Origin of the sequence: Phaeodactylibacter luteus (assembly GCF_007993045.1) — a bacterium.
Classification (GTDB): domain Bacteria; phylum Bacteroidota; class Bacteroidia; order Chitinophagales; family Saprospiraceae; genus Phaeodactylibacter; species Phaeodactylibacter luteus.
This window is the reverse complement of the sequence record NZ_VOOR01000262.1, coordinates 1-280: the sequence shown is the minus strand read 5'-3', so window position 1 is coordinate 280 and position 280 is coordinate 1. Positions and strand designations below refer to the sequence as shown.

1 protein-coding gene is annotated in these 280 nt (G+C 54.6%); it reads left to right on the top strand.

Annotation, left to right across the window (positions count from 1 at the left end; all coding sequences use genetic code 11):
• The coding region (locus FRY97_RS22810; RefSeq protein ID WP_170254909.1) for a hypothetical protein at nucleotides 1–280 on the top strand (280 nt) is incomplete at both ends.

Sequence of the window (280 nt, the reverse complement as noted above, 5' to 3'; positions counted from 1 at the left end):
AGTACACGCAGATCATCAAGGTATACGACGACATCGCACCTGAGATCAGCTTCACACAGGCAGACCCATTCTGCTCACTGGACAACGTAGACTGTGATGCGACGGTGACTTACCCATTCAGCATCGACGAGAACTGTACTCCAGAGGACCTGACGATCAAGGTGTTCCTGAACCCATTCAACTCAGGCAACCTGACGCAGCTCCCAGCGAGCGTGCTTTCAGGCAGCTACCCAGACTACACCATCTCAGGCGTGTTCCCACTGGGCGACCACAGCTTCGA